The sequence below is a fragment of the Nitrosospira sp. Nl5 genome, from assembly GCF_900102495.1.
In the GTDB taxonomy this organism is placed as follows: domain Bacteria; phylum Pseudomonadota; class Gammaproteobacteria; order Burkholderiales; family Nitrosomonadaceae; genus Nitrosospira.
In genome coordinates this window covers 23605-44683 of record NZ_FMVQ01000016.1, presented here as the reverse complement: position 1 = coordinate 44683, position 21079 = coordinate 23605, and the positions used below count along the sequence as shown (strand labels likewise).

At 52.3% G+C, this 21079-nt stretch carries 22 protein-coding genes; 17 read left to right on the top strand and 5 right to left on the bottom strand.

What is annotated here, in order from left to right:
• Position 1: 1 nt before the first annotated feature.
• Positions 2 to 601, top strand: coding sequence for an SCO family protein (locus BLP45_RS13010; protein WP_090372921.1), 600 nt, complete (start codon positions 2 to 4; stop codon positions 599 to 601).
• A 90-nt stretch (positions 602 to 691) separates the two neighbouring features.
• Here the strand turns inward: BLP45_RS13010 and BLP45_RS13005 are convergent, their stop codons facing one another.
• The 3 genes from BLP45_RS13005 to BLP45_RS12995 all read right to left on the bottom strand — a co-directional run bounded on the left by BLP45_RS13005 (position 692) and on the right by BLP45_RS12995 (position 3467).
• Positions 692 to 2059 (bottom strand): FAD-binding oxidoreductase, encoded by a 1368-nt coding sequence (locus BLP45_RS13005; RefSeq protein WP_090372920.1) that lies wholly within the window; start codon positions 2057 to 2059, stop codon positions 692 to 694.
• Positions 2060 to 2286: 227 nt separating this feature from the next.
• The gene (locus tag BLP45_RS13000) at positions 2287 to 2874 is read right to left on the bottom strand and encodes a BON domain-containing protein (protein ID WP_090372919.1); all 588 of its coding nucleotides are present in this window, start codon (positions 2872 to 2874) and stop codon (positions 2287 to 2289) included.
• 254 nt (positions 2875 to 3128) lie between these two features.
• Entirely contained in the window at positions 3129 to 3467 is a 339-nt protein-coding gene (locus tag BLP45_RS12995; RefSeq protein ID WP_090372918.1) for a YraN family protein, read from the bottom strand.
• Positions 3468 to 3592: 125 nt separating this feature from the next.
• Between BLP45_RS12995 and rsmI the strand changes: the two genes are divergently transcribed.
• The 3 genes from rsmI to sixA all read left to right on the top strand — a co-directional run bounded on the left by rsmI (position 3593) and on the right by sixA (position 5617).
• Positions 3593 to 4444, top strand: coding sequence for a 16S rRNA (cytidine(1402)-2'-O)-methyltransferase (gene rsmI / locus BLP45_RS12990; RefSeq protein WP_090372933.1), 852 nt, complete (start codon positions 3593 to 3595; stop codon positions 4442 to 4444).
• A 212-nt stretch (positions 4445 to 4656) separates the two neighbouring features.
• Complete coding sequence (locus BLP45_RS12985) at positions 4657 to 4896, top strand: thioredoxin (RefSeq protein WP_090372917.1); 240 nt, start codon at positions 4657 to 4659, stop codon at positions 4894 to 4896.
• Positions 4897 to 5158: 262 nt separating this feature from the next.
• Entirely contained in the window at positions 5159 to 5617 is a 459-nt protein-coding gene (sixA, locus tag BLP45_RS12980) for a phosphohistidine phosphatase SixA (RefSeq protein WP_090372916.1), read from the top strand.
• A 100-nt stretch (positions 5618 to 5717) separates the two neighbouring features.
• Here sixA and BLP45_RS12975 read toward each other — a convergent pair whose 3' ends face one another.
• Complete coding sequence (locus BLP45_RS12975) at positions 5718 to 8240, bottom strand: NAD-dependent epimerase/dehydratase family protein (protein ID WP_090372915.1); 2523 nt, start codon at positions 8238 to 8240, stop codon at positions 5718 to 5720.
• 281 nt (positions 8241 to 8521) lie between these two features.
• Positions 8522 to 9031, bottom strand: coding sequence for a PRC-barrel domain-containing protein (locus BLP45_RS12970; protein WP_090372932.1), 510 nt, complete (start codon positions 9029 to 9031; stop codon positions 8522 to 8524).
• A gap of 505 nt (positions 9032 to 9536) precedes the next feature.
• Between BLP45_RS12970 and BLP45_RS12965 the strand changes: the two genes are divergently transcribed.
• From BLP45_RS12965 to BLP45_RS12890, 13 genes are all read left to right on the top strand, one after another.
• The gene (locus tag BLP45_RS12965) at positions 9537 to 11435 is read left to right on the top strand and encodes a potassium transporter Kup (protein ID WP_090372914.1); all 1899 of its coding nucleotides are present in this window, start codon (positions 9537 to 9539) and stop codon (positions 11433 to 11435) included.
• 109 nt (positions 11436 to 11544) lie between these two features.
• The gene (locus tag BLP45_RS12960; RefSeq protein WP_090372913.1) at positions 11545 to 11751 is read left to right on the top strand and encodes a KTSC domain-containing protein; all 207 of its coding nucleotides are present in this window, start codon (positions 11545 to 11547) and stop codon (positions 11749 to 11751) included.
• A 696-nt stretch (positions 11752 to 12447) separates the two neighbouring features.
• Positions 12448 to 13743, top strand: coding sequence for a tyrosine-type recombinase/integrase (locus BLP45_RS12950; RefSeq protein WP_090372912.1), 1296 nt, complete (start codon positions 12448 to 12450; stop codon positions 13741 to 13743).
• 3 nt (positions 13744 to 13746) lie between these two features.
• Positions 13747 to 14355 (top strand): hypothetical protein, encoded by a 609-nt coding sequence (locus BLP45_RS12945; RefSeq protein ID WP_090372911.1) that lies wholly within the window; start codon positions 13747 to 13749, stop codon positions 14353 to 14355.
• A 592-nt stretch (positions 14356 to 14947) separates the two neighbouring features.
• The gene (locus tag BLP45_RS12935; RefSeq protein ID WP_090372909.1) at positions 14948 to 15457 is read left to right on the top strand and encodes a hypothetical protein; all 510 of its coding nucleotides are present in this window, start codon (positions 14948 to 14950) and stop codon (positions 15455 to 15457) included.
• A complete protein-coding gene (locus tag BLP45_RS12930; protein ID WP_090372908.1) occupies positions 15454 to 15765 on the top strand; it encodes a hypothetical protein in 312 nt (103 codons plus the stop codon). Before BLP45_RS12935 ends, BLP45_RS12930 begins: the two co-directional genes overlap by 4 nt.
• The gene (locus BLP45_RS12925; RefSeq protein ID WP_090372907.1) at positions 15762 to 16304 is read left to right on the top strand and encodes a hypothetical protein; all 543 of its coding nucleotides are present in this window, start codon (positions 15762 to 15764) and stop codon (positions 16302 to 16304) included. The genes BLP45_RS12930 and BLP45_RS12925 overlap by 4 nt, the downstream gene beginning before the upstream one ends.
• The gene (locus BLP45_RS12920; RefSeq protein ID WP_090372906.1) at positions 16301 to 16738 is read left to right on the top strand and encodes a hypothetical protein; all 438 of its coding nucleotides are present in this window, start codon (positions 16301 to 16303) and stop codon (positions 16736 to 16738) included. The genes BLP45_RS12925 and BLP45_RS12920 overlap by 4 nt, the downstream gene beginning before the upstream one ends.
• Entirely contained in the window at positions 16735 to 17052 is a 318-nt protein-coding gene (locus BLP45_RS12915) for a hypothetical protein (RefSeq protein WP_090372905.1), read from the top strand. The genes BLP45_RS12920 and BLP45_RS12915 overlap by 4 nt, the downstream gene beginning before the upstream one ends.
• 304 nt (positions 17053 to 17356) lie before the next feature.
• Complete coding sequence (locus BLP45_RS12905; protein ID WP_090372903.1) at positions 17357 to 18640, top strand: phage major capsid protein; 1284 nt, start codon at positions 17357 to 17359, stop codon at positions 18638 to 18640.
• Between the two features lie 271 nt (positions 18641 to 18911).
• A complete protein-coding gene (locus BLP45_RS12900; RefSeq protein WP_143002447.1) occupies positions 18912 to 19973 on the top strand; it encodes a hypothetical protein in 1062 nt (353 codons plus the stop codon).
• The gene (locus BLP45_RS12895; protein ID WP_176754750.1) at positions 19973 to 20410 is read left to right on the top strand and encodes a retropepsin-like aspartic protease; all 438 of its coding nucleotides are present in this window, start codon (positions 19973 to 19975) and stop codon (positions 20408 to 20410) included. The genes BLP45_RS12900 and BLP45_RS12895 overlap by 1 nt, the downstream gene beginning before the upstream one ends.
• 14 nt (positions 20411 to 20424) lie before the next feature.
• Positions 20425 to 21009, top strand: coding sequence for a hypothetical protein (locus tag BLP45_RS12890; RefSeq protein ID WP_090372900.1), 585 nt, complete (start codon positions 20425 to 20427; stop codon positions 21007 to 21009).
• Positions 21010 to 21079: the final 70 nt, after the last annotated feature.

The window sequence follows — 21079 nt, the reverse complement described above, 5'->3', positions numbered from 1 at the left end:
CATGAGGCATCATCGTTTCTATGCGATTGTAGTATGGTCGGTGGTATTCTGTCTGGCGGGTTGTGGTAATACTGTAAAACCAACATTCCTTTCAACGGATATCACCGGCGCGGATTTCGGCAGAGATTTCAAGCTTACCGATCATGCGGGCGAAATTCGGTCCTTGGGAGACTTCAGGGGCAAAGCGCTAGTATTATTTTTCGGCTATACCCATTGTCCCGATATGTGCCCCGCCACCATGGGGGAACTTGCCGCAGCGATGCAAAAGCTGGGCAAGGATGCCGCACGTGTGCAGGTATTATTCGTTACGGTAGATCCGGAACGCGATAGCCCTGCGCAGCTCAAGCAATATCTATCCGCATTCAATCCAGCATTCCTGGGTCTATCCGGTGACGCGCAGGCGACGAAGGACATGGCCAACGAGTTCAAAGTTATTTATCAGAAACAGACGGGGCAGTCGCCGGACCACCATACCGTGGATCATTCCACTGGCACCTACATCTTTGATACAACGGGAAGAATAAGGTTATACGTAAGTAATGGCGCCGGCAGCGATGTTTTTGCGCAAGATATCGCGGAATTACTGAGAACATCAGGGTAGTAAACCTATCGCCGAATAAATCGAAGCCGGAAGTACGGCGCCTTTGCTTCAAGAGACTACGTCCGTTCCGTGTTTTTACTTTTAATGGCATCATGGGAATAATTTTCCCGGATTAAGAATATTGCGGGGATCAAATACCCGCTTTATTTCCTTCATCAACGCCAGCGTCGGCGCATCAATCTCCTTGCCGATATAAGCGCGTTTCTCGCTGCCAACGCCGTGCTCGCCTGACAGGGTCCCGTTAAGCCCGATTACCAGATCGAATATCTCGTTCAGGCACCTCTCCGCCCGATCCATTTCATCCGCGATATCCGGATTCACTAGAAGATTAACATGAATATTACCATTCCCGGCGTGACCGAAATTAATATTGGCAATCCGGTATTTATTGCTCAGTTGCGCCAATCCATCCAGAAATTCAGGTAATGCGGAAACCGGCACAACGACATCCTCGTTAATTTTCTTGGGCGCGATATCACGCAATAATGGAGATAACGTCTTGCGAGCGCGCCATAAGGCGCTGGCATCCGCAGCCTCTTCCGCATGGATGAGGCCGGTATTACGGCAGGCAGCAAGAATTACCGCCCGTGATTCCGCAATATAGCTGAACGCTCCATCCACCTCGATCATCAGCATTGCCAGGGCATTGGGCGGCAGCATGTCGGGAGAGCGGCGACGTATCAAATCGAGTGAACCGGCATCCAGAAACTCGAGTGCGCTGGGACCTTGAGGAAGGGCCATAATCTGAACGATTGCCGACGCACAACTTCTGGCATCGCGGTAATATGCGATGAGGCCGGCGCGCGTTTGAGGAAGGGAAGTAAGCTTGAGCGTTGCCTCGGTGATAACGGCCAAAGTCCCCTCTGAGCCGATTAAAAGCCGCGTGAGATCGTAGCCCACCACCCCTTTCGTGGTATAGCAGCCAGTCTTGATCAACTCACCTCCCCCAGTGACTGCTTTCAACCCCAGCACATGATCACGCGTTGTCCCGTATTTTACTGCATGAGGACCGCCGGCGGAGGTAGCCAGATTTCCGCCTATACTCGAGTAGGCTGCGCTGGAGGGGTCCGGCGGCCAAAAAAAACCATGGGGTTTCGCTGCATCCTGCACCGATTGATTGAGGACACCCGGCTCGGCTACAATCACGCGATTAGCGGGATCAACCGAGATAATACGCAGCATGCGCTCCAGGGATAACGCCACGCCACCTTGTTCGGGAAGGCTTCCCCCCGATGTACCGGTGCCGCGCCCACGCGGCGTGAGCGGAATTTCATAGCCATTGCAAAGCGCCACAATTCCTTGCACTTCCGCGGATGTAATGGGAAATGCGACCGCGCCGGGTGGAAAAATTTTGCGGCTATTGTCATAAGCATAAGCATAGCAATCCACCGGATCGGTGAGAAGCCGCTCAGGGGGAAGAAGGTTCCCAAGTTGGGTGATAAAGCTGATGGGGAGCATAGGAGAATGTCAAACCTGACAGGAATTCCTGATATCCCGGTGAATGGTGAGATGCCGTTAAAATTTCCGGCTCACCTGCACGAAATGCCTACTGGCCGTTCCATCACCGTTGAGGCCGCTTTAGAAAATAGATACGCGTAAACGTGGACAAAAGGACGCAAGCGGTCTTTAATCCCCACCGTTTGTGGCAGTCAAAGGCGTGGAGATGTAGATGCCACCGGGCCCTGCTAATCCAGGTACTCGAATACTTTCACCACCTTCTGTACGCCGCTGGTGGAACTGGCAATTTCTACCGCGCTTTCGACTTCCGCACGTTTTACCAATCCCAGTAGATAGACCATGCTGTTCTCTGTCACGACTTTTACATGATTGACCTGAAATTTACCGGCATCCATAAAACGGCCCTTCACTTTAGATGTAATCAACGCGTCATTGCTGCGAGACATAAACGAGCTGATTCCGGCTACCGCAATTTCATTGGTAACATTGCGCACATTTTCAACACCCTTAACAAGGTTGCCAATTTCCTTTTTTACGCTCTCGGTCGGGGCTTCCCCAGTAAGCAATACGTTACGGTTATAGCTCGTGACGTTGACGTGAACATTGCCGCCGAATTTTTCGCTGATGCGCCGAGCACTTTTTAGCTCAATGCCTTCATCCTCTACGAAAGTACCACCTGTGCGCCGATCCTGCGATACTGCCACACCGGTGCCGACGCCAGACGCAACCCCAGTTGCGATGAGCAGTGCGCAGCCCGGAAGAAGTGGAACCAGCAACACAAGCAGCAGCAGCCCCTTCCGATTCAAGTTTTTCATCAATTCCCTCTAATAATAGTTGGTTAACCGCATTATCTCACTACCACGGATACATTTCTCAAGGCCCGGAATATCCAGGAAGCATAGTCACGAATATAACTGTCGCGCCATTTTATCGCGGTTCGCAATGGATATGATAAAAACCGACGATAGCGACCAGCGAAGCGATGCCGATTTACCGAGAGTCGCGGGTGACCACATCCGTCAGTCATCCGAGGTCGCCAGCTCCGGCGCAAACTCAAGATCCACGGCTGTTATTCGCCGAAAACATCCTTGAGCCATTCAATTTTCCGGTCATCGCAGGCGGATAATAGCACCGCATCGAAGCGGCAAGGCGGCTCGGCTTTCAATGAAGCGAGGTAATGCCGTGCAGTAAGCACTAGTTTCCTTTGCTTGGATAACGTGATGCTTGCCGCGGCGCCGCCATAAATTGGACTTGCGCGCAACCGGACCTCCACGAATACCAGCGTCGCTCCATCACCCATGATGAGATCAATCTCTCCAAAGCGACAGCGGTAGTTTCTATGCAGCAGAACAAGGTTCCGGCGTAGAAGAAATTGCTCCGCATACCTTTCGGCCTCGCTACCTTTCATGGTCGATCGCCCTGGCTATTCCAACAGGTATAGTCACCGCATTGATGTATTCTACAATGCAACCCAATCCACTCATAAGGCTTATTATTAGCCATCAAACCACCGATCTGAAGGTACAGCAAAATATGATACCGGGTACGTTATACATCGTTGCCACGCCGATAGGAAACCTGCGTGACATTAGTCTGCGAGCATTGGACGTACTTGCAGCCGTGGACGTGATTGCCGCCGAGGACACGCGTACCACCTCGCATCTGCTGGCGCACCACGGCTTGATCAAGAAGATGATGTCTTTGCATCAGCACAATGAACGGGCGACGGCAAAACAAGCCGTAAATTTGCTCGCCTGCGGGAAATCAGTTGCCCTTGTCACTGACGCCGGCACACCCGGGAATTCCGATCCGGGAAGCATTCTGGTAGCCCTGGCGCGGGAACAGGGATACAAGGTCGTGCCGATTCCCGGCGCCAACGCCGCAGTGTGCGCTTTATCGGCTTCCGGGATCGCTGCCCCACACTATCTGTTTTACGGTTTTCTACCGCCCAGTGCCGGGCCGCGCAGACGAGAACTGGAACAACTGAAATCGCAGCCTTACACGCTGGTATTTTACGAGGCGCCCCACCGCATCCTCGAATGCGTGGCGATTCTGGCGGAGGTGCTTGGTATTCACCGCCAACTCACCATTGCCAGAGAACTGACAAAATTATTCGAGACCATTCACAGCTGCTCCCTGGGCGATGCGATCGCCTGGCTCCAAGCTGACGTTAACCGGCAAAAGGGCGAATTCGTACTCCTGCTGTCCGGTGCGGAGCCCGCGGCTGAGGGTGGAATCAGCGACAAGGCGCAACATACGCTGACGCTGCTACTACGGGACCTGCCACTGAAACAGGCTGTCAGGCTTGCCACGGAAATAACCGGTGAAAGCAAAAATATGCTTTATGCACGGGCATTGGCGCTAAAGGAGGGAACCGGATCCTGAACATATCACTCCTTCTTGAGATGAGATATCCGGGCAAAATCGCCGAAGAAAGTAGTTTGCGGAAATTGAGTAAACTGGAAGGCCATCGCCCCCTATCTTTGATACCCTTCAGCTCTTCGGTTATAATCATCTTGTCGCATGGTCACAGCTTGACTGGTTCTTGCGAACGTGGGTAGCCCCCACTGACATCTAAATCTTTGGAGATATTGACTATGAAAACACCTGCTACCTTTTATCACGCTGGCTGTCCTGTATGTGTCGAAGCCGAGCATCAGATTGCTGATGCGCTTGATCCCGACCGCTACGATGTGAAACTCGTCCATCTCGGCGAGAACGCGGATCAAATTGCGGCCGCAGAAGCGGCTGGTGTCAAGTCGGTACCGGCAATCGTGATTAACGGAGCACCTTTCCACATCAACTTTGGCGCTCCGATTTCAGCGTTGAAGTCCTAATTGCGGAAAATGGCGGGCGAATAAGCCCGCCATTTCCGCGTATTCATTTCCGCCCGCTACACGGAGCTGTTGATACAATTGTTGGTAGCTGTATTAAAAATACCCTCTTTCAGTCCGTCTTTAAGTCCGTCTGTTCGTAGAACACTTCCAGCCTAGCGAAGATCAATGTGTAACCGCAAGCGCGTTCCAGCCTTCGCACCCAAGCGGATTATGTTTAATCTGCACAGGTTAAAATAGTCAATGATTTTTCAGTGAGGGGAAAATGGATCTCATTCTGTGGCGTCACGCCGAAGCTGAGGACGGGGTACCTGATAGCGCCCGCAAGCTCACCAGCAAGGGATTAAAACAAGCGCAGATCATGGCTGAATGGCTAAAGCCACGATTACCAAAACACACGCGCATTATTGTCAGTCCCACCAAGCGGACCCAACAGACCGCGGCAGCTCTTGACGAGGATTTTGAGACTGTCAGGGAAATCGGACCCGGTGTCTCCGCGAAAGCGATTCTCACAGCCGCCGGGTGGCCAGACGCGAAAGGTGCGGTCGTGGTTGTAGGCCACCAGCCTACATTGGGGGAAGTCGCTGCTTTGCTTATGTCCGGTGATCCAATGGAATGGAATGTCCGGAAAGGGGCGGTATGGTGGTTCAGTCACAAAACGAAGGGAGGCGTTGTGGAAATGGTTTTACGCACCAGCATTTCTCCGGATATGCTGGAATCCTGACCCCGCGTAAAAACAGGATTCATCCGCAGATCAGCAAGTATAGGTGTTATCAGTACTTGTACGTTCCAGAGCGGCGCCTGTCGTCCGGCATGCAATTCATTCAGTGTTTCTTCACCACGCTGATCGACATCCATCGATCCCACGCGCCGTAATGGTTGTGGATCGGGCCGAGCGGCAATGCAAGCAGAATCAATAACACTCCGGCAACAACAATTGCCGCGCCAGCCATGCCGGAATATCCGGTCAACAGCCACGGCGCCGCGATCAACCATGCGCCGAATAAAATGTTGACAAAGCGTAAGGGCTGAGCAACTTCGCTCATCGCCATGATTGAGAATGTCACCACCAGCGCTCCGATCACATGATCGCTGTCCGCAGCAGAACCGCCGGTATCGAAAATTACGCGCGTAAGCATCAGCGCAATGCCAATGGCAACGCTGACCCACATCGTCCACATAAAGATAACGCCACTTTGCATTATCTCCCGTAGCACGGTCATAGGCGGCGCATCAAAGCCGGATGACTCATCGGTGCTGCCGCTTTCCATGGTATCTCCGTGCCACAATACATGCCATAACGATTTTCCTTTTTGTCGCCGGTCTTTCATGAACTGTAGTGTCGCCAGGATCTCATCAAGCGAATAGGGGATCTGCAACAGCATGGCTAACGAGGCGACCAGGCACGGCGTGCACCAGGTGCCGATGACAATGGGTTGGATAATGATGAAAAAAATACTGACCACTCCCAGCGGCACAATCAATATTCCGAAGAACAACACAATCCACGGCATTGTGCGCCAGCGCCGACTGCCGCCAATGATGCCGCTGACAATTTCCAGTACATAGACCGTAGCGCCCAAGCCGGCATCGGCGACTGGCCATGCCTCGGACACGTCGGAAGTTACGATCCGCATGGTACCGTCACCAAAGAACGGATCCCACGCACTGTCAATATGGCCCAACTGAAATGCGGCCATATAACGGGAAAGAAACAGACCCACAAACGCAAGCGCCACAACCGCCATGCGCTGAATCAGTGTGGAGGGGTTGCCGCTCCAGCCTGGGGGGGCATCCGGTCCCGACATGCGGGCAATCGGGCTAACGCCGGGCGCTGACGGTACGCCTACCGCAAAAAGAATGACGAGCGCCCCAACCAGAGTGTCATTGGCATACGCTGCCGCGCTCGAGGTCCAGAAAACAAGCGGTGCGAACAACAGCCACGTCCCCAAAAACGCCGTGATCCAGCGTGCCCAGCCGTAGTCGCGCGACAGAGATAGCAACCCGAAAATCACGATCAGCAAGCCCGTGATGACATCGCTTGCGGTCATCCACGTAGACGACAACGCTAGCCCGCGCCCTGTGGGGGAAACAAGTTCCTCGGCTAACATCCAGGATTCCGCAAGACCGAAAATGAACGGGCTTGATATCAGCCATGTCCCTAGTGCGACATTGGCAAAATGGCACCACAGCGTTTGCAAGTGCTCAGTGTGTTCCTGTTTACGATTGTCGTCGATCAGCGTCGGACTTGGGAACGGGCTATCTTCAATATCTTCCAACCAGAGTGGCAGAGGAATTTTGTTGCGCTTGTACCATGCACCTGGGCTGTGTTTTAGATGGCCGATAATTTGCGGCAGCGTTTCACGCAACGTATGCCTGGGTCGCCAGTTCAACAATTTCCTGGCGCGGGAAATATCCAGTTCGAAATGATCATCCGACAGGGCCACCATGAATGGCTTGACGAAAGGTTCGACGCCGCGATCAATGGCATCCGGAACAACGTCTTCCATTTTGTTCTGCAACCAGGACCCGGCAACCGCAACTGTTTTTGGAACCTGATACGTGCTCCAGGCTTCCCCATGGATCAATTGCCCCATCAAGTTCTGTAGTCCTTCATAGCTTTCCGTAACCGGATCGCCAATCAGCAGGGTAATTTCATCAGGCAGGTGGGCACGCCGCTCGACCGCCTGGCGAAATGCACGTGCCACGTCATCCAGATGTACGAATGACTGCCCATGCGATACGTTGCCGGGAAATACGTGGCTCTGCAGTTGCCGCTCATAAATGCGCTGAATCTGAGTAGTCAGCGATGGCACTTCCCCCCAATCCGTATAGACTCCGGCGAGGCGCAATATCACGATCGGTATGCTTCCATGATGGGCGCGAACCTCGTTTTCGGCCGCCGCCTTGGAACGCGGGTAGGGCCATTTCGGCTCCAGCGGTTGCTCCTCGTTGATTGGCAGACCCGGCTCGGTAGGCGCATGCACCAGCATGGTGCTTGCGTAGATGAACTGCTCGACCTCGAACGATGCAAGTGCCTTCAGCAGGCGTTGTGTTCCCTGAACATTGACTTCATCGTACAAGGAATTCGGCTCATCGGAGAAATCGTAAAAGGCGGCCAGATGGATGACGGACGCAATCCGTTGCCCGTAACGGCGCCGCAATTGCTCACATGCGCTGGCCATCGCGTCATCGGATGAGATGTCAACGGTAATGCAATGATGGCTCTCGTCACACTTCTGCTCGAAACCGACAATCGTGTAGCCGTCGCCCAATGCTGCGGCAATCCCTCTGCCAATCCGGCCTTCCGAGCCGGTAATGAGAACGAGTGGTTTTTCTGGAGACATGCGATTTTCCAATTTAAATCGCGATGGACGATGGATACGATGCCGCGCATCGATGGATCAAGTAGGGGGGGCAGTCAGTAACTCCGCTGTCTCTTTATCAATCTCCAAGTGTAAAAATCCCGGGAGCTTCAGGATCGCGGTACTGAAATCTTACCTGCAGCTTTACGCTGGCCCCCTGCCGTCGTGAATGACACTGCTCATCAATGGCAGGCGCCGGGATAAACAGCAATGCCGTTTACCCAAAAGTAAACGGCAAAGACAGGTGGAGCCACGTCATTTACTCAACTTATTCGTCCGGAATCCAAATTCTTCTTTTGGGATTGTTTATCCGTATAGGGTTTTGTGTAGGGTGTGTCGTCATAGGGTATGTCAGGTGTATCCGTAGGGCCTGTGGAGGGTGTTGTCCCGTAGTAGGAATGGATGGTATTTTGCCAGGTCGGATCTGCCATATCCGGCCAATTATCTTTATCGAAGCCCGGTGCGGATTCGAGACGTTCCTTGTCCACCTTGAGCAGGAAGCGCTTGTTCACGGTATCCAGCGTCAGTGCGCTCCATGGCACGGCGAACAGCTTGTTGGCCATGCCGAGAAATCCCCCGAAAGACAATACCGCATAAGCGATTTTGCCATTGTTTATATCGAGCATGATTTCCTTGATATCGCCCAGATCTTCTTCCTTATGGTTGTAAACATCGTCTCCGATGAGCGTATCCGCACCCATCAAGCGAGGCCCCGGCCCCTTTTCGTCGTAGTTTTTGTACATACCATAGGTATCGCGATCTTCGTAGCTCATGTTTACCTCCTCACAATGAATTTTGATAACTGATGCCAGCTGGTTCCCGGCATCGCAGCAAATTACAGAATAGGGAAGGGAATGTTTCTGATCGGTACGGTAACTCACACAGAGCGAAATGTTTACCGAAAGGAAACTTTGAAAGGAAATTTTCTGACCGTGAGTGGTGCCGAAAGGCAAAATTATGCCGCTTTTCGGATGCAGCCGATTTTTCTGACACATGGTTCAGGGCGAGCCGTTTGCGTCGTCAGGATGCAGGTCGTGTACAATCCTTAAACGCCATGGGGACGGATGTGCTTTAGCGCTTTCCAAGAACGCCGGCAGGCCACTGTAATCAGCTCTTTAAGAGGATTCCAAATTTATAATGCTTGCCACATCTGTTTTAAAGCAAGAAAGCATTTCGGATAGTAGCGGTTTTTTATTGGCATATGAACTTCTCGCTTACCACCGCCTCGCCGTTGTCACTGCGTAAAAACAGACTCCGTATTGCTCCGATGCGTCAATTATGACCAGTCAAAACGCTGAACCGAAAAGGACTGTTGGCCAACAGTCTCTGGGCGTCTTAAGCCTGGCCGCACTAGGAGTGGTCTACGGCGACATTGGCACCAGTCCTTTATACGTCATGAAGACGGTTTTTGATCCAATGTACGGGCTAACCGTCAACGACAGCAACATAATCGGCATTATCTCGCTCATTTTCTGGGCGCTCATGATCGTCGTGTCGCTCAAGTACATAACGTTGATCCTGCGCGCGGACAACAAGGGGGAGGGCGGTATTATGGCGTTGCTGTCGCTCGCCAGCTCCTCTGTCGCAAGCAATCCCAAGCTGCACAATACCCTGTTTCTTGTCGGCGGCTTTGGTGCCGCGCTGTTCTACGGAGACGGAGTGATTACTCCGGCCATCTCCGTGTTGAGTGCGGTGGAAGGGCTGGAGGTGGCAACCCCGCTGCTTAAACCATACGTGCTGCCCGTTACATTGACTGTGCTGATTGCGCTTTTTGTGCTCCAGCAGCGGGGAACAGGGGGAATTGGCGCCATGTTCGGGCCAATCACCCTGATATGGTTCAGTACGCTTGGGATTGCCGGACTTGTCAATATCGGTGCCGCACCGCAAATATTGTCGGCACTTAATCCGCTGCACGCCGCTGCTTTCTGCCTGAACAATGGGTGGCTGGCGTTCGTTGCCTTTGGCGCTGTGGTGCTCGCGGTGACGGGGGGAGAAGCGCTCTATGCGGATATGGGGCACTTTGGCTCGAAACCTATTCGTTTGGCATGGTACGGATGTGTATTGCCGGCGCTTACGTTGAATTATCTCGGGCAGGGGGCACTGCTGCTCTCCAACCCGCTGGCAATTTCCAATCCTTTCTATCTGTTGTTTCCCGCCTGGGCGCTTTACCCGGCTGTAGGACTGGCAACAGTCGCTACGGTGATCGCATCGCAAGCTGTTATCTCCGGTGTGTTTTCGGTAACCAAACAGGCTATCCAGCTGGGGTTTTTACCACGCATGCAGATCAAGTACACTTCCGAGCGAAAGATCGGCCAGATATATATCCCCTTTGTTAATTGGACACTGCTCGTAGCCGTCGTCTTGGCGGTGTTGGGGTTCGGCTCATCGTCCAGCCTCGCCTCGGCGTATGGATTTGCCGTTACCGCCACGATGGTGATTGAAACACTCCTCACATTTTTCGTCCTGCGCTATGCCTGGAATTATTCCTGGGTTTTGTGCCTGTTTGCGACTGGGGTTTTTCTCACGATTGATACGATATTCTTCGCCGCCACGACTCTGAAACTCGTCCAGGGCGGCTGGTTTCCGCTCGCGATCGGGATGGTGATCTTTACCATAATGGTTACCTGGCATCGCGGGCGCCAGATTTTATTCGACCATCTGCGCTCGGCCGCCATACCGCTTCAGCCCTTTCTCGAGTCGCTGATTGCCAATCCGCCGACGCGGGTGGCCGGGACATCAATCTTTCTGACTGCGGATCCGAATGGAGTCCCGCATGCGTTACTGCATAATCTCGCCCATAACCAGGTCTTGCATGAGCGCGTGGTGATCCTCACAGTGGTTTATATGGAAACTCCGCGCGTTCCGGCGAACCAGCGCGTAGAAGTAAAGCAATTGGTCGATAACTGCTACCAGATTACTGTCCGATACGGATTCAAAGACCAGCCCAACCTGCCGTATGCGATTGAAATGTGCGAACCCTACGGACTCGTGTTTGAGCCACTCAAGACTTCTTTTTTTCTTAGCCGCGACATCGTCGTGCCGAGTCCCGGTGCCGGAATGGCATCGTGGCGGGAGCGGCTTTTTGCAACCATGGCTCGCAATGCCAGTAGCGCCGCTGAATACTTTAAGCTACCTGCTAATCGCGTCCTCGAGTTGGGGGCACGCGTCCAGATCTGATCGGTTTTTTGACGACCGGCACGGTTCCTTGGTTCCGGCGCCCATGTGAGCTGATGGGGGAAGGGGCTGTGATGGTCCTCAAGTATTTGGTATGACGCGCCGGATACAAATGATCTCGTTCAATTCGAGCAGCGTTGTGGCCGGGGGCTACGACGCGCGCAGTGGAACCTTGCGGCTGCGCTACGTCGACGGGGACACCTACGACTACAGGAACGTGCCGAGCGCTGTGTTTGATGATCTTCTGGATGCACCGTCCAAGGGGCGGTTCGTGAACTGGTACGTCAAGCCGTACTATTCCTACATCCGCGTAACCTGAGGCAGGGCCCAGGTCGACAGGATAGCGGCAGGTCAAGCGGTCGGAAGGCCACTTCGCCGTGCCGCTGCGTATCTTGCTAGAGCAGTGCTCAAGGACGAACGCAGCGGGCATATTCATCGCTACGAAAAGCACCAAGGGGTCATGAGTGCTTTTATACTGCTCCGAACTCCGCCCCTGAAAATTTCCTGCCCATGCCTTTTTGCAGAATGCGTGCAGAGGCTAATAAGGCGCGCAAGAACTCGCGCCTGGCCCAAACTTGCTCTGAGAAAACTGAGCCTATCGTCCGGCGTCATTTGAGCGGATGAGATAGCGCCGGGAGTGCACTCCCTTACCGTTGCCTCCCATATTGCTCTCTACCTTCCCGGAAAAATGGGATTACCAGTCTGCGGTTATTGCGTTTGAGTGGAGCGCGGACATCTCGCAGCGAAGGCTTTCAAACCCCGTTCTGGCCTTGCCTTTCAAGGCCTCAGCAGATTTTTCAATGGGTGAGACAAGAATGGCGCGCCCAACACGATTCGAACGTGTGACCCCCGCCTTCGGAGGGCGAACCCCAGCTATTTACCCCTCTTTACCGAAAAATACTACTCCTTACCTTCCCTTTGATTCTATTATAGAATATCCTTACTGCTAGTTGACAAAAGCATACGAGGGTTAACATTGTTTTACTATCTCCTGCTGACACTGTGCTGACACGCTATGCAGAAAATTACTAAGAAGAGTGTCAGTGCCGCTACACCCGGGCCGAAACGTCGCACAATCTGGGATACCGAAGTTAAAGGTTTTGGTCTCCTTGTTTTGCCCTCGGGCACAAAGTCTTTTGTCTACAACTACCGGACACAAGAGAATCGATCGCGCAGAGTTACTATAGGGCAAAGCCATAAACTCACTGCAGATCAGGCAAGAAAAAAAGCACGTGAATTGCAGCATGATGTGGTGCATGGCGCTGATCCGTTAGCCGTCAAACAATCCAACCGGCAAGCTATCCGCGTTGCTCATCTGCTAGACCTGTATCTAGAATCATCGAAGTTTTCGGAGAAAGCAGATTCGACCCGGGCAGTCGACCGCGGCAGGATAAACAGTCACCTTAAACCCACGCTCGGAAGCAAGTCAGTAAAGCTATTAACGGCAGAGGATGTGCGCCGTGCATTTGCTGACATTCGAGACGGGAAGACCGCGCGCGACATAAAGACAGGCAGCAGGGGCAGATCCATTGTGAGGGGTGGTGAGGGCGCTGCGCGTATGTCTGTCCGTCTTTTTCGCGCAATTATGAAATGGTCGATCGATGAGGGCCTGGCCACCGTTAATCCTGCCAGGGATATTTCAGTCGGCAGTGATGGCAAACGCGACACTATCATGCGGAATGCGGATGACTACGCCAGTATGTTCCGCACGCTCGAAAGAATGGTGAACGAGAAGCGTATTCGCTCTGTACACGCTGATGCTATTCGTGTGATTGCCCTTACAGGCGCCCGGCGGGGGGAGATAGCGAATTTATTGCATTCAAATGTCGATTTGCAGAAAGGTATTATCACGTTGCCCCCAATACGGCACAAGACAGGCCGAAAGACCGGGAAGCCGCGAATAATAGGCTTGCCAGCGGCCGCTCAAGCGATTATTTCGCAACAGCCGGGGGGCAGCCCTACCGATTACGTTTTTATGCCTTCTAAGGGCTCTGGAGCAGTGGCGCTTTCAAAAGTTTGGCAAAAGGTTAGAGACGAGGCCAGCTTGCCGAAAGGAATTGGTTTACACGGACTACGACACAGTTTAGCCTCGCATATGGCAATGCAGGGAGCCGAAGCTGCTGAGATTATGACGGCGCTGGGGCATAGCCAGCTATCGACCGCACAGAAATATGTTCATTGGGCCCAGGATGCGCGAAGCGGCCTCGCGGAGCGTGCGGCGTCGGTCGTTACCGCAGGGCTTGCTGGGGCTGCCGGTCAAAACTCACTCGCCGAGGTTACTGGCCTTAAACGCAATAAGAAGGAGGGTTAAATAATGGCAACCGCTAAACCCCGTTATGAACCGCAAACTGGCGAGTTGGTGAAAGATATTCAGTTCGATAAATCGGAAGTCGCAATGCTGCGATCCATAAAGGATGACACCTCTTTTGTGAATGATATTGGCAATATTGCTACGGTCTATGGTTGTCTTTGTAGAAGCGAGGCCGACGAGCTGAGCGCGGGCGAGCTCAGCGCTACTCTGACCGATCTGAAGCAAGACGCAACTACGTTAGCGGAAAAACTCGAAAAGATTCCGCAAAGTGTTGACGCGGTATTATGGGGACTCAGCTATAGACGAGATTCCCCACCTGTGATGGAAAATTTAAAAATAATGTTGGGTTACCTTATCGATGAGATAGAGGGAGCGCTTGATAAAGAGCCGGGTAAGCCAGGGAGAAAACGAGCAACTGCGAATTGGTACGCGGCCAACTCACTTGTGCGGTGTTTTGAATCATACGGTCTGCCCATAACCATAAATCAGTGGGAAGGCTCAGCGGTGACTCCGGCCACGTCCTGCCTTGAATTGATATTTGCAAGCTGCGATCGACATCTTTCCCGTAGCGCTATTGAAGAGTATCTGAAAACGCTCAAAGGGAAAAAATAACCCGTAAAACCGGGTAAATATTCCTTCTAGATAGGAAATATTTCTCTATGTAAGCTGGCGACTCCGATCAATGATAGGAGTTACCAGTAAATGCAAGAAAGATATTTAGACCGCGCCGAGGCTGCAGCTTACCTTGTAAATCTTGGTCTCAGGACTTCCCGCACTACCCTTCAAAAATACGCCAGCGTCGGAGGCGGCCCCGCCTATCGCAGATTCGGACATCGTGCCGTCTATACCCCTTCCGATTTAAACGCCTGGGCTCAATCTAGGCTGTCCGAGCCAATGACGTCGGCAGTAGAGGCGTAGGATGGTCAGAGAAAATCATTTCTTGACATCTTCATCAGCTGGGGATTATGCTTTCCTCGTCACTGAATATCAGTGGCCGGGTTTGACAGCCCGGAAGCTAGGCGGACAACCGCCTCTGAGCGGTTTTTTTACGTCCGTCATACATGAAATGCCCTTTTTGGGTGGCTCGTGTGGGAGGGAGAGATCCCTGCCGGTCCTAGCCCGGTCTGTCAACCCGCACGTGTCCGCCCGCCCCTTTGACAGGGGGAGAGCGGAAAACATAAACCGCTTTGCTAGGAGAAATACCATGAGCAAGTCTAAACGCGCGACCGCGCCAGCATTCCTCGTTATTTCCGCAGATCATCCCAGATATACAGATTACACAGGAACCAAGGATCAAATAATTTCCCTTGGACTAGCGCTCGATCACGATTTTCCTGTAGCACCCAAACGGCTTACTTATGGCTGGCCTGCCGGAGGATTCAAACCTGAGCTTGATTTTCAAATCAGAAAGATCAAGGGTGGGCGATTCCAGTTAAGAAGATGGCATGAAGAGCGCAAGCAAGATAAAAGAATTATTGAGGAATTTAGAATTTTTCCAAGTCCTAAGGCTGACTGCTATAGGACGCAATGGCGCGGCATGGATGGTGACGATGAAGCCCGGGATAAAGTTGACCGGATTGTTGAAGATGTGCATCACATGTTTGTCGAGGAGCGGAAACGCTCTTTGAGGAAAAAGATAACGCTCGTCAAGCCCGGTCAAACCACGGAGTCATTTATATCGGCTTTCCCTGAAGAAAGGAGAGGCAATCAATGAACCAGAATAATTTGAGCGGCGACGCAAAACTCGATATTCCCACAGGCATGGCGCTCTATAGCAAAGAAGAGTTCGGCGAAATTGTCAGCCAACTCGATGGAGCGATCAAAGACAGCAACTCCATGACCAAGATTTTGGAATCGGAGGATCTGCTGGCTTCTGCAGTTAAAGAGAAGAATAAGCTAGCCGCTCTGGTAACTGTACTGGAAGAGCGGCACCGGGGGATGCAGAACGAGGCAAGAGAAGCAAAAAGGCTTGCCCGATACTGGAGGGACCGGTACGAGAACTTGATGGGAGGTAAGCCATGAGCCAATACCGTGATGACTTGCCCTGGTTTCCTCTGTATGCCAGCAATATCTTGTCCGATAAGCGTTACCGCCTAATGTCGCCTCTCGAGCGGTTCGTGTGGATATCCATTCTATTGGAGTGCTGGTCCAATGGATCTGTCCCAGCTGACCCTGAATCGCTTGCAAAGTACCTGGGGTATCCCGTTGAGCAAGTTGAAGCCGGCCTCACCGACAGAGTGCTTTCCTTCTTTAGAGAGGTCAAAGGTGAGCTTATTTCCCCTCAGTTAGAGGAATATTGGGCAAAACAAACAAAACGGAGATCAAAGCTTTCTGATGGAGGCAAGAAAGGCGCGAAACGCAGATGGAGTAAGACTTCTGATGATATAGCTACCCCATTACCTACCCCAATAGGCAGCCCATTACCTACCCCAATAGGCTCTTTAAATACTCTTCGATCCAATACTCTTCAATCAAATACGTCTTTAGTAAAAGAAGTTGATCCCGATCCTTGGATAGCTGAATACGAAGCAGAACTCAACAAAGTAAAGGTAACAGTATGAGTGCAATCCTTGAGCGACTCACTGCTGACGGACTGACCTTATCCGTTTCCCCTGAAGGCAACATCGACATCATTGGAGACCAGGCTGTAATAGATAACTGGTTAGAAACAATCAGGGAAAATAAACCGGCCATTCTCTTTGAATTGCGAGATCAGCGCGTACTGGCAATGCTCAAACATGAGCCAGAAAAAAAGTACGCCATTCTTTGCAATGACGCTAGCACCGATCCTGTCCTGGTGACCATTGGGATTAGAGGTAAAGGCACGTTCGATATGCAAATACCAAAGGTCAACTATGACGGACTCGCGCTATTGCAAGTAATTGAGCAATACAGCACAGAGAGCGAATTAAAGATAGTCGGTGAAGCCAACCCCTCAACCACGGCAAAAGAACGCAGCCTTGGGCTTCCTGACGAGCAGAGGAAAGTAGCATGAAGCCTACTCTTAAAAGCATAGCAAGGGCAGTCGGCAACCGTAAGCTCACCTTTGCTCTGATAAGCCGCAGCCACAAACTAAGGAAAAAAATGACAAATAAATCTGCCATTGACACGCTACTGCAAAACTTTTTACTCGATGCCGAGCAGCCTATGGAGCAGGTAACGGCCGCCCTTTCCGTCATGGCTGCCGACAAGTCTTTTGAAGCGCTGGGACATGCTGCATTTACCGCTATGTTAAAGGCACACACCGCCCGGTTAGGTTCTTCAAAGGCGACGCTGACCGCAAAGGCGCCCAGAAGGAATATTCACTGATGACTATATCTGACGACAAACTCCTCAGAAAAAAAGGCGTGGCCGATATGCTCGGATTCAGCCGGCACACCTTGGGGCGAATCATGAAAAGAGACCCGACGTTCCCACGATTTATAGAGTTGGCGCCGGGTATAAGAATGGTGCAGGCGCGAGAGATTCGCATATGGATAGCCAGGAAGGAGCTAGAAGCACGTGAAAGGAGCGGAGGCGCGCATTCTGATACAAATTGAACCATTTTGCATAATTGCAGTGCGCCCTATCCTTACGAGAAAATATAACTTTCTAACTCGTAAGGATTTTTTTTATGTCGAACATTAAACAGTTGCGCGAAAGCAGGTACGCGCTGGCCCGTGCAAACCGTGATCTGATAGACCAGAATCCAGGCAAAGCTTTTGATGCCGTTCAAAAAGAGTTTGATGTGAATATGGCGAATATTGATTCACTCGACCGGCAGATAAACGCGGCACAGGATAAGCTCAACGACGACATGGAAGCCAAATTAGGGGGCGGCGTTCGGGCGGCGGGTACAGAGTGGCGCAATGCCGATAGCGGCAAAAAGATACCGGTGGCCTACGCAAGCAATGGCAGCTTCCGCGACCAACTCAAAGACGCCTTTCCTGTACCAGATGGATTTAGCGAACATCAGCCCAAAGCGAGCATAGGCGAATTCATGCGCGGCGTGGCCGGCATGAAGCTCACCGAACCGGTACGCAATAGCTTGCTCGTTTGTACAGACACCGCCGGCGGCTTTACTCTTCCCCATTACCTGCAGCTTCAGATGCTTGAAGCAATGGTTCCTAACAGCTCGTTGTTACAAGCTGGCGCGGGTATAGCCCGGCTTGAGCAGGGCGCAAAAAATTACCGCATCGCGGCAATCAGCACCATCCCTACAGCTGCCTGGCGACTGGAAGCTGGTACCGTTGCAGCCAGCGACCCCGTTTTCCGAGGTGTGGATATTACCCCTCAATCGCTGAGTTTCTACTTCAAGATCAGCCGTGAACTGCTGGCGGACTCCAGCAACCTCGATCAAGCACTATTTAACGCCATTGCCCAGTCTTTCGCCAAAGAACTGGACCGGGCAGGCTTGCGTGGCACAGGAACAGATCCCGAGATTCGCGGCATGCTCAACACAACCGGTATCCAGGCAGTAACGAACGGCGCCAACGGCGCTTCATTGGCTACCACGGCATACGCTAATTTCATAAGCGCCACGAATGCGCTGCTCGCTGCTGATGCACCAATGCCGACAGGTGCGATTATGAGCCCGCGCTCAATGACAGTACTGGCAGGGCTACTCGATACCACGAACCAGCCACGCCGCGCGCCTGCCATTCTCGACAATACCAAGTTCATCGCAACCAGCCAGATACCCAACAATCTGACAGTCGGATCATCCAGCGATTGCACGGAAATTTATATCGGGGACTTCTCGAAGTTTATCTACTTCATGCGTGAAGGCGTTTCGATTCAGCTTCTGAAAGAGAACTTCGCCGGGACAGGAGAAATAGGTTTCATGTGCCATACACGAGTAGATGCCGCGGCGACTTATCCGGCAGCGCTCTCTGTGGTGACTGGTGTCAAACCCTAAACGCAGGCTGGGCAGGCGAGGCCTTAAACTCGCCCGGTTAGTCGGTTCGTGCGATAACACCGAATGCCTGCGGCGGTCTTCCTTGTCTGCGCGGCGGGCAAAGAGACCCCCGGCTCAAAAGGCTGGGGGGTTTCCCCATGGACACCGCGCCCCATCTCACGCAGACAAAATTTCCCATATTTCAAAAGAATTCAAATGGCGCTTGAACTACCCCGGCAACCGAATGAACTACACATATACCTTTAACGCGCCATTGAAAGAGGTCTTATAAATGCCACCAGTAATTTTAGCGATAGCGGGTATGACGGCGTTTGAAATAGCGGTCACTGTCGCCTCTATCGCCTTAACTATCGGCACTACAGTATTCGGCGCTGTCCAGCAAAAGAAGGCGGCAAAGAAAGCGAAGCGTGCAGCTGCGAGGGCCCGTGAGGATTTTCTAAATAGCCTGCAAGACCGGACGATAACGCGAGTCGCTACCGATGCACCGCACCGATACGTCTATGGCAGGAGCAAGGTCGGCTCTGATGTAGTCGCCATTCTGATAAGCGGGCTGAACGAAGAATACAAGCATCTCGTCTGCGTCCATGCCGCGCATGAGTCTGAATCGATTGAAGAGGTTTATATCAATAACAAGCCGCTCGGCCCGCTCGATTCTGACGGCTTTGTCACGAGCGGCGACTATTTCGTTTCAACAAGCACCGAGAATATAACCGAGACCTTCGCCACATCACCGTTCACGCTCGCGCATGCGCCGAGCAGCGCGGTCAAGGTCATCGCGCAGGCACGTTTCACTGATCTGAATAGGCCTAGCGTCTCCTGGACAGAACAAAGAGAGGCAGCCTACACGCGGTCAGGAAATACGATTACCGTGACCGGTACGGTTTCCGTACGGCCCCCGGCAAACCCGGCGATAGTTGGCGTGCAGGTTATCGATTACCGGGTCACATACCAGTACCAGAAAAACACATCGCAAGTCAGGGTAAAGAAGCACCTAGGCACGTCAGACGATCCAGCCGATGCTTCATTGCTTACCGAGTGTCCCGCCAAGTGGTCAGCAACCTCTGTGCTGCGCGGCTTCACATATACGGTGATACGGCTCGATTTGAGACAGGCCGAGTTTCAGGGCGGCTTACCGGATATCAGCGTGCTGATGAAAGGCAAAAAACTCTACGATCCCCGGACCGGCCTGACGGCCTGGAGTCAGAACCCGGCGCTGGCGATTTACGACTATTTGACCTCACCCATGTGCAATGTCGATCCGTCTGATATTCCACTCCCTCATATCATCACGGCGGCCAATGTCTGCGATGAGCCCATAGAAGGACTATGTTAATGGACAGAAGCTTTACTGTTAAATCTGAAGGCGGGTTATTGACAGCCCTATCCACGCCTTGCCATGTTTCTCAAGGATTCAATCCGGCCAATGGAACTCCTGAATGCCCAAGAATTGAATTTAAAGCTTGCTGGGACACCGGTGCGACCAAATCGGTAATCACTCAGCGCGTCGTCAAAGCCTGCGGCTTAAAACCTATAAGGGCTATAAGGTCAGTATTTACACAAGGTGTAAACGGGCTGGAGAAGAGTGAGGCTTATGTGATAAACCTCTCTCTGCCCTCTGCGATTACCATTCATGAATTGACTGTAGTCTCGAAGAATCCAGGCGATGTATGGTGGGACCTATTAATCGGCATGGATGTGATTTCAGCCGGCGACTTCTCGATAACGAACAGGAACGGGAATACCGAGTTTACTTTTAGCGTACCCATCTAAAGAGGATTGAAACCGTGACAACTCTTGATTCATCACAACAGTCGGAGCTTGAGAAGCCGGTAACCAGGACGGTTTATTTTGTCGAGCTGGATTTTCGCGATTCTACTGCGCGCATTTGCTCGGCGAATATTACCCTTACCTGGGGCGGGTACGAATGGATCGGTCTGGGAAGTATGGGCGCAATTAGCGCCGTCGAAGAAGCGGAAGGGGTTGAGTCCAAGTCCCTGACCTTCAACCTGAACGTTGCTCAGCATTCCGTCCTGGCTCTGGCTGTCGGAGACGTAGAGCAATATCGGGGCAGAAACGCAAAGATGTATTTCTGTCCTCTGGACGAGTCATTTCAGCCTGTAGGGACTCCGGTAATTTGCTGGCGCGGGATCATGGATACAATGGCCGTAGCGGTTGATGGGGAAGAAGGTGGTATTACTTTGAAAGCTGAGACGAGTGCCTACGGTCTAAAGAAACAGCCAGGATTGAGACTGAACGCGGCGCAACAGAAAAGCCGATATCCGACTGATACCGGATTTGATTACCTTACAGACCTGATCGCAAATCCTCAGATATGGCTCAGCAAGAAATTCCAGAGAAGCATAAATTGAGGCCGACAGCATGAATGGCAAACCCACCCCCCATAAAATGTTCACAGCCTCTGCCTCCAGACCGCGCCTA

Bases quoted from the DNA above. Each gene is read 5' to 3' on its own strand.
- BLP45_RS13010 (WP_090372921.1), top strand. From the start codon at position 2: ATGAGGCATCATCGTTTCTATGCGATTGTAGTATGGTCGGTGGTATTC.
- BLP45_RS13005 (WP_090372920.1), bottom strand. From the start codon at position 2,059: ATGCTCCCCATCAGCTTTATCACCCAACTTGGGAACCTTCTTCCCCCT.
- BLP45_RS13000 (WP_090372919.1), bottom strand. From the start codon at position 2,874: ATGAAAAACTTGAATCGGAAGGGGCTGCTGCTGCTTGTGTTGCTGGTT.
- BLP45_RS12995 (WP_090372918.1), bottom strand. From the start codon at position 3,467: ATGAAAGGTAGCGAGGCCGAAAGGTATGCGGAGCAATTTCTTCTACGC.
- rsmI (WP_090372933.1), top strand. From the start codon at position 3,593: ATGATACCGGGTACGTTATACATCGTTGCCACGCCGATAGGAAACCTG.
- BLP45_RS12985 (WP_090372917.1), top strand. From the start codon at position 4,657: ATGAAAACACCTGCTACCTTTTATCACGCTGGCTGTCCTGTATGTGTC.
- sixA (WP_090372916.1), top strand. From the start codon at position 5,159: ATGGATCTCATTCTGTGGCGTCACGCCGAAGCTGAGGACGGGGTACCT.
- BLP45_RS12975 (WP_090372915.1), bottom strand. From the start codon at position 8,240: ATGTCTCCAGAAAAACCACTCGTTCTCATTACCGGCTCGGAAGGCCGG.
- BLP45_RS12970 (WP_090372932.1), bottom strand. From the start codon at position 9,031: ATGAGCTACGAAGATCGCGATACCTATGGTATGTACAAAAACTACGAC.
- BLP45_RS12965 (WP_090372914.1), top strand. From the start codon at position 9,537: ATGACCAGTCAAAACGCTGAACCGAAAAGGACTGTTGGCCAACAGTCT.
- BLP45_RS12960 (WP_090372913.1), top strand. From the start codon at position 11,545: ATGATCTCGTTCAATTCGAGCAGCGTTGTGGCCGGGGGCTACGACGCG.
- BLP45_RS12950 (WP_090372912.1), top strand. From the start codon at position 12,448: ATGCAGAAAATTACTAAGAAGAGTGTCAGTGCCGCTACACCCGGGCCG.
- BLP45_RS12945 (WP_090372911.1), top strand. From the start codon at position 13,747: ATGGCAACCGCTAAACCCCGTTATGAACCGCAAACTGGCGAGTTGGTG.
- BLP45_RS12935 (WP_090372909.1), top strand. From the start codon at position 14,948: ATGAGCAAGTCTAAACGCGCGACCGCGCCAGCATTCCTCGTTATTTCC.
- BLP45_RS12930 (WP_090372908.1), top strand. From the start codon at position 15,454: ATGAACCAGAATAATTTGAGCGGCGACGCAAAACTCGATATTCCCACA.
- BLP45_RS12925 (WP_090372907.1), top strand. From the start codon at position 15,762: ATGAGCCAATACCGTGATGACTTGCCCTGGTTTCCTCTGTATGCCAGC.
- BLP45_RS12920 (WP_090372906.1), top strand. From the start codon at position 16,301: ATGAGTGCAATCCTTGAGCGACTCACTGCTGACGGACTGACCTTATCC.
- BLP45_RS12915 (WP_090372905.1), top strand. From the start codon at position 16,735: ATGAAGCCTACTCTTAAAAGCATAGCAAGGGCAGTCGGCAACCGTAAG.
- BLP45_RS12905 (WP_090372903.1), top strand. From the start codon at position 17,357: ATGTCGAACATTAAACAGTTGCGCGAAAGCAGGTACGCGCTGGCCCGT.
- BLP45_RS12900 (WP_143002447.1), top strand. From the start codon at position 18,912: ATGCCACCAGTAATTTTAGCGATAGCGGGTATGACGGCGTTTGAAATA.
- BLP45_RS12895 (WP_176754750.1), top strand. From the start codon at position 19,973: ATGGACAGAAGCTTTACTGTTAAATCTGAAGGCGGGTTATTGACAGCC.